The 6871-nt window shown below is 69.1% G+C and carries 5 protein-coding genes; 3 read left to right on the forward strand and 2 right to left on the reverse strand.

Annotated features, from left to right (window positions below; translation table 11 throughout):
* Positions 1 to 284: 284 nt before the first annotated feature.
* Positions 285 to 1517 (reverse strand): acyl-CoA/acyl-ACP dehydrogenase, encoded by a 1233-nt coding sequence (locus IT306_22195; protein MCC7371143.1) that lies wholly within the window; start codon positions 1515 to 1517, stop codon positions 285 to 287.
* A 697-nt stretch (positions 1518 to 2214) separates the two neighbouring features.
* Here IT306_22195 and IT306_22200 point away from each other — a divergent pair.
* A complete protein-coding gene (locus IT306_22200; protein MCC7371144.1) occupies positions 2215 to 2901 on the forward strand; it encodes a hypothetical protein in 687 nt (228 codons plus the stop codon).
* A 36-nt stretch (positions 2902 to 2937) separates the two neighbouring features.
* On the opposite strand, the gene IT306_22205 is transcribed toward IT306_22200, so the two are convergent.
* Positions 2938 to 3645: a CDP-diacylglycerol O-phosphatidyltransferase gene (locus IT306_22205; protein MCC7371145.1), complete on the reverse strand. Its 708-nt coding sequence runs from the start codon at positions 3643 to 3645 to the stop codon at positions 2938 to 2940.
* Positions 3646 to 4368: 723 nt separating this feature from the next.
* Here IT306_22205 and IT306_22210 point away from each other — a divergent pair.
* Together IT306_22210 and IT306_22215 are read left to right on the forward strand one after the other, a co-directional pair.
* Positions 4369 to 5682 (forward strand): MFS transporter, encoded by a 1314-nt coding sequence (locus tag IT306_22210; GenBank protein MCC7371146.1) that lies wholly within the window; start codon positions 4369 to 4371, stop codon positions 5680 to 5682.
* 91 nt (positions 5683 to 5773) lie between these two features.
* Positions 5774 to 6304 carry a 2'-5' RNA ligase family protein gene (locus tag IT306_22215; GenBank protein ID MCC7371147.1) on the forward strand — a complete coding sequence of 177 codons (531 nt, stop codon included), beginning with the start codon at positions 5774 to 5776 and terminating at the stop codon, positions 6302 to 6304.
* The last annotated feature ends 567 nt before the right edge of the window (positions 6305 to 6871 follow it).

Below are 6871 nucleotides of genomic sequence, written 5' to 3' on the forward strand. Positions count from 1 at the left end.
GGCTTGAAAGCCCCGCCTACGATCCTGCAGTCGCTGCGCGACGCTCCAGTCGCACCAGTGCCGGCCGTTCCTGACGGCCGTCGCGCAGCGACGGAATGACGGTAGGCGGGGACTTCAGTCCCCGACCGCCCGTTCCATGATGCTTCGGGGACACCAATGAACATGCAATCGCCCTGGGGGGAGGGTCGTCAGGCTTGCCCTGAGCGTGCCGAACGGGTCGCTTCGCTCGGGATGACGGTGAAGCATCGAGTGACCCGACCCGGTCGTTCACGACTGACAGGCCACTAGATGCCGAGGGCGGCCTTGCCGATCAGCGTCAGCGCGATGTCGTCCATCGGCGGGTTACCCAGGCCGGCCCGCGCGTCGCGGAAGTAGCGCTCCAGCGGCAGCGACCGCGCCAGCCCGGCCGCGCCGACCACCCGCAACGCCAGGTCCGTGATCTGGATCGTGTTGTTGGTGGCGAGGTACTTGGCCGCGTTGACCTGCCACGCCAGTTGTGTCCGAAGCTCTGGCCGCTCGACCCACGCCTCGGCCGTCCCGTAGACCACCGAGCGGGCCTGCAGCAGCAGCATGTCCATCTGGGCCACGTGGTGCTGCACCTTCTGGTACTCGGCGATGGATACACCTTGCAGCCCGCTCGGGCGGCGGCCCCGCGCGAAGTTCACGGCGAAGTCGCGCGCGGCCGCGCCGATCCCCAGGTAGACGGCCCCAGACACGACCGTCCAGATGCGCGGATCGCCCGAGCCGGCCGCCTCGTCGGTGGGCAGGCGCAGGCCGTCTGGCACGAAGACATCCCGCAGCACGATATCGTGGCTGCCCGTCGCCCGCATCCCCAGAGTGTCCCAGGTCGGCTCGACGATCAGGCCGTCCGTCGGCGCGGTCACCAGGAAGTTGGCCCGGCGCGGCGCCTGGCCAGGATCTTCGACGGCCGCCATGACGATGATGTAGTCCAGGGCCGGCGCGAGGCTTGCCCAGCTCTTGCGGCCGTTCAGCAGCCAGCCGCCATCGACCCGCGTCGCCGTGGTCGAGGGCAGGCCGCCACGGCTGGGGCTGCCCAGGGCCGGCTCGCTGGCCGCCGAGTTGATCAGCGCGCCCCGCTCGACGGTGTCCCGACAGATCCGCTCGAAGACCTCCGCCGGCCACGTCCGGGTGACGGCCTGTCGGGCGATGACGCCCAGGTGCATCCACGAGCTGAGACCAACCGAGCCGTCGGCCCGCGACAGCCGCTCCTGCGCCAGCGACAGCTCGAGTGCATTCGCGCCTCGGCCGCCCAGCTCCTCCGGGACCGTCAGCGCGAGGTACCCGCTGCCGCGGATCTCGTCAAACGTCTCAAACGGGAAGCTGCCGTCACGGTCGTGCTCGGCGGCGCGCTGGCTCGCGCCCACCGCCAGCCGCTCGGCCAGCGCCATGAATTCGGCCTGCCGGTCCGTCTTCGGGTAGGGCAGCGGGCGCGACTGCAGATCGAGATCGCCATCAAAGTCGGAATCCGTCGGGCGTGCCGGGGCGTCCGTGCTCATGCCTGTTTCACCAGCCTGACAGTCTCGAACGTGGGCGCAGAGGCAGGCGCAGGCCGAGGCCGCACTGCCTGAGACCGCTGACGACCGCCCGAGCTGCCGTGCTCGTCAGGTAGATGGTACAGGCTGGACGCGTGTTGTCACGCGCGGTCCGCAGGCAGCCAGCAGGATGATTGCCTGTTCGTTGGTGTTCCCAGATCATCGTGAGACGCGTAGTACGTTGCCATGGTGGATGTGACGGGTGTGTCATCTCGACCCCGTTCGGCAAGCTCAGGGCAAGCTACGCGAGAAACGAGCGAAGCGGAGGGATCTTCGTCGCAGGGGTGCACAGGAGAAGATCCCTCAACTGCGCTCGCACGCTCGCTCTGCTCGGGATGACCGGGCGGACATCGCCTTCTGCGAGGTGGAGTAGTAGTTGGGCTTGAAACCTCCGACGACGCTGCACCGCAAGGTCGTCAGGCAAGTGCCCTGCCTGTAGACGGGGCGTTCGGGCGGCCGGCGCGGCAGGCGACCGCTCAGCGGCGCGCTACGGGATTCCCACGATGCCACAGGCCCGCCCAGAACGGCACACTACGGTACGGGCTGGCGCACAGGTCAGTACCGCGGATGATCGGACGCGATGCTGGCCTCGTCACTGCTGCCTGCTGCTCGGACTCAGACACGCGCCAGTCGGCGTCCAGGCGCGACGGGAGCGCACGCCATGTCTGCGATGGTGCGGACGATGGACGTCTCGGTCGTCCAGCCGCGCGACCTCCACGCGCTCGTCACGGCACATCGCCCGTCACACGTGGTTGTGCGCCTCTACCTGCCGGAAGAGTCGGTCGCCCAGGAGCACACGCGCGCGCAGATCGTGTCGGCGCGCGCGGCCGGCTGCACGGTGGGCGGGTACGTCTGGTGCTACCGTGACCTCGACCCGCGCAAGAGCGTCCGCGACGCGGTCACGCTGGCCCGGTCGTGCGGCCTTCGCCTGCCGATCCTCTGGCTGCACGCCGAGGCGTACGTCGTCGCGGACGCGGTCCGCGATCCGGGGCCGGATGCGGGCTGGCTGCTCGCCGCCGTGGCCGAGGCCCGTGCGCTCGGGGTGCGGGTGGGCATCATGACGGCAGCGGCATGGTGGCGGATGGCGCTGCCAGGTACCGAGGATCTCGCGGAGCTGCCGCTGTGGCTCGGGTGTCCACGCGAGGACGCCGACGACTCCCAGGCGGCCCACGATGACTCCCAGGCGGCCCACGATGACTCCCAGGCGGCCCATGGTGAGGCCGCGCTGCCGTTCGGCGGCTGGCACAAGGCGGCCGGCGTCCACTGGCGCACCGCCGATGCCGAGGACGTGGCGCTTGTGCCAGGCCGGCTCCGCGCAGACCTGACGGCCCTCCAGGCCGATCCGTAGGACAGCCCCGGTGGGAAGCATCGGCGGTTGCAGCTGTCAAGATGGGCTGAGGGCGCGGGCGGCCTGACGGCGGCGGTACGGGTACAGCGCCGCCGTCAGGATCAGGTAGTACGCCACGAAGATCAGGCTGCTCCAGGCGATCCACATCGGTGGGTCAGGCAGCAGCGCCAGGATCGCCAGCATCATCGCGCCCCAGGTGAAGCCGCAGGCCAGCGTGACCGGGCGCAGGGGCCTGGTCTTGGTGGGGTACGGAAAGCGGATCGGCACGAAGACCAGCACGCTCAGCAGGAAGAGCAGGGCAGCGTTGAACGCCGGCGGCGACTGGAAGACGTACAGGTAGAACCCGATGAGGCTCCAGTACGAGGGGAAGCCGAGAAAGTAGTCGTCGTCGGTCTTGGCCTGGGTCTGCGCGAAGCCGTAGCCGCTGGCCAGCAGCGGGAAGGCCGCAGCCCAGGCCGGCAGCAGGTCGGCCTGCACCAGCAGGATGACGGGCGCGACAACCCACCCGAAGTAGTCCACCACGTCGTCAAGGCGGCGTCCATCCACATAGGGGATCGCCTCCCAGACCCGGACCGCGCGGGCCATCACCCCGTCCGTCGAGTCGATGAACACCGTCACACCGATCAGGAACCACGCAAGGCGAAAGTCGCCGTCAATCGCGGCGAAGATGGCCCAGACGCCGAGCGGTGCGCCCAACGCGGTGTACAGATGAACCAGCCAGGCCAGCAACGTCCGCATCGGCATGAGTCGGCGAGGCTCCTCCTGCGCGCATTCTAGTGCAGGATCGACGCCGAGGAGACCTCACCCCCCTGCCACTTCTCCCGTGTATGGGATGAGAAGCGGACAGTTTCCCAGAAGCGCCATGCGTTCAGGGTAGAGCCATGCCTACACAGATGCCTGTCATCCTGAGCGCAGCGAAGGACCTCACCCGCTGACCCTCAACGCTCGCGTCAGCGGGTGAGAGACCTGTCATCCTGAGCCTGCGAAGGATCTCACCAACTGACCGTCAACGTTCGCGTCAGCGGGTGAGGTCCTTCGCTGCGCTCAGGATGACAGGGGGGACTCGCACGCATTCCTGTGCGTCTGCCATCCGTCACGCGGTTGAGACAGTCTGCTCCTGAACGCGTACGGGGACGGGGTGGCGGCACCCTTCGGCGGCAACGCTAGATCGTGCAGGGCGCCATCACACATGGACGCGCGCGTTCTCCTGCTGAATCGAGTACAGTGGGCGGTGGCATCGCGATGCGGAAGGTGCCATGATGGCACCTTCGGCAGTGCAGACACCTCGCGAGGATCGCTCGCGCGGCAGCACGACAGGGCAGCATAGGAGCTTGGCGGCAAGGCAGCAGATGACACGACAGGCATGGCGCTCATGGCAGGCATACGGGCAGACACGCGGGCAGGCACTCGGACGCAGCACAGGCGGCGGTGGGTTGACGGACACGGGACACGGCGAGGTGGCCGCCCGTGAGTGACGGTACGACAGGCTCGAATGGACGGGGGTTCGACGCGCTGCGAATCCCCATCGTGCGGAACTTCGCGCTCGGACGGATCTTCTCCGGCCTGAGCCAGCAGATCGTCTCGGTGACCGTCGGCTGGGAGCTGTACGATCGCACCGGGGATCCGTGGGTACTGGGGCTCGTCGGCATCTTCACGCTGGCGCCGTCGCTGCTGCTGATGCTGCCAGCCGGCAACTGGGCCGACGTCTATCCACGCCGGAACCTGGCGATCTTCGCCGGCCTGCTGACCGCCATCGCGTCGGTTGCGCTGGGCGTCATCTCCTGGCAGCAAGGCCCCGTCGAGCTGGTGCTGGCCACCTTGATGCTCTTCGGGGCGGCCCGCGCGATCTCCGCGCCGGCAGCCGGCTCGATCCTCCCACAGCTGATCGACTCACGCCTGTTCGCCAACGTCAACACCTGGCTGATCTCCAGCCAGCAGATCGCCTCGGTGGTCGGGCCGACTGTGGGCGGCGTCCTGATCGCGCTCTCGAACGATGCGATGACCTCCTATGTCGTGGCGGCGATCCTCCAGTTCCTGTTCGTGGGCCTGCTGGCGACGCTCCCCTCGGTCGCGCCGCCAAAGGGCGCGAAGCGAACGCTCTCCGACATCTTCGCCGGCTTCGCCTTCATGTGGCGGACCCCCATCTTCCTGGCGGCGATCACCCTGGACCTGTTCGCCGTGCTGCTCGGCGGCGCGGTGGCCCTGATGCCCGTCTACGCGCGCGACGTGCTGATGGTCGGGCCGGAGGGCCTGGGGATCATGCGGGCCGCGCCAGGGGTCGGCGCGATGCTCGTCATGATGCTCTTGACCCGCATGCCGCCGTGGCAGCGGCCGGGGCGGGTGCTGCTGGTCGTCGTGGCCGGCTTCGGGCTGGCAACTATCGGCTTTGGCCTCTCGACGAACCTGCTGTTCTCGCTGGCCTGCCTCTTCATGATCGGCGCGACGGACTCCGTCAGCATGGTGATCCGGCAGACCCTGATGCAGGCCCTGACGCCGGACGACCTGCGCGGGCGCGTCTCCAGCGTCAACTACCTGTTCATCGGCTTCTCGAACGAGCTGGGCGCAGCGGAGAGCGGCGCGGTGGCGAAGCTGTTCGGCCCGATCTTCGCCGTGGTCAGCGGCGGCGTCGGCACGCTGATCGTGGTGAGCATCGTGGCGATGAAGTGGCGCGTGCTGCTGAACGTGCCGCCGCTGCACACGCTCTCGCCGGAGACGGTCGTCGCCGAGGCGGCGCCGGAGCCAGCCCGCGAGCCGGCCGGGGCGCAGGCTGGCGCGTCGTAGGCTGGGGCGTGGGTCATGGGTCGTGGTATGGGGTCTCGGGGGTAGGGCGTAGGGCGTGGGGCGCACCCTCACGATCTACGACCCGCGATCCATGACCCGCCCTGCCCCGCCCCGACGCGCCGGGCTGATCGTCCCCGTGCCCGAGGCTGAGCGGCTGCTCCAGGAGTGGCGCAGCCGTCTCGGCCCGACGACGGAGGCGGACGTGCCAGCGCACGTCACGCTGATGTTCCCGTTCCTGCCGCTGGCGGCCCTGGATGCGGCGGCGCTTGCAGACCTGACCGCGCTGTTCCAGGGCATGCCCGGCCCAACCGTGACGTTCGCGTCCGTCGGGCTGTTCCCGGACGTGGTCTACCTGGAGCCGGAGCCGCGCGAGTGGTTCGTGCAGGCGACGCTGGCGCTCTCGGCCCGCTTCGGGATACTGCCCTACAGCGGGCTGCACGGCCCCACGCCGACGCCCCACCTGACCATCGCGCGGCACGCCGACCCGGCCGTGCTGACGACCGTCGCGCGGGAGCTGGAACAGGCCCTCCCGATCGGCAGCGAGGCCCCAAAGGTCTGGCTGGTGGAGGAGGCCGACGCCCTCGGCTGGACGCACACGGCGACGTTCAGCCTGGGGGAGTAGAGGGGACGCCCCTCACCCCCCGCGCCGCACTGCGCGGCGGGGGGTGAGGGGCGTTGCGGGGCGCCAACGGGGGCGTTGCGGGCTTACCCCTAGAGGTCTGTCAGTCGTGAACGACCGGGTTGGATCTCTGCCGACGCTTCACCGTCATCCCGAGTGAAGCGACCCATTCGGCACGCTCAGGGCAAGCCTGCCGACCCTCCCCCCAGGGCGATTGCATGTTCATTGGTGTACCCGAAGCATCATGGAACGGGCGGTCGGGGACTGAAGTCCCCGCCTACACGCATTCAGTCGCTGCGCGACGGCCGTCGGGAACGGCAGGCACTGGTGCGACTGGAGCGTCGCGCAGCGACTGCAGGATCGCAGGCGGGGCTTTCAAGCCCCGACGCGGCGGCACGACGACATCAACATGCGATTGCCCTGACGCTGCCCTCAGGGCGATTGCATGACGAGCACCTCCTGCGACCTCGTCGGGGACAGAAGTCACCGCCTACACGCATTCAGTCGCTGCGCGACGGCCGTCTGGAACGGCCGGCACTGGTGCGACTGGAGCGTCGCGCAGCGACTGCA

This window comes from Chloroflexota bacterium (assembly GCA_020850535.1).
Taxonomy (GTDB): domain Bacteria; phylum Chloroflexota; class UBA6077; order UBA6077; family JACCZL01; genus JADZEM01.

Excerpts from the sequence above, each read along its gene's own strand:
- IT306_22195 (MCC7371143.1), bottom strand. The coding sequence starts at position 1,517 with ATGAGCACGGACGCCCCGGCACGCCCGACGGATTCCGACTTTGATGGC.
- IT306_22200 (MCC7371144.1), top strand. The coding sequence starts at position 2,215 with ATGTCTGCGATGGTGCGGACGATGGACGTCTCGGTCGTCCAGCCGCGC.
- IT306_22205 (MCC7371145.1), bottom strand. The coding sequence starts at position 3,645 with ATGCCGATGCGGACGTTGCTGGCCTGGCTGGTTCATCTGTACACCGCG.
- IT306_22215 (MCC7371147.1), top strand. The coding sequence starts at position 5,774 with ATGACCCGCCCTGCCCCGCCCCGACGCGCCGGGCTGATCGTCCCCGTG.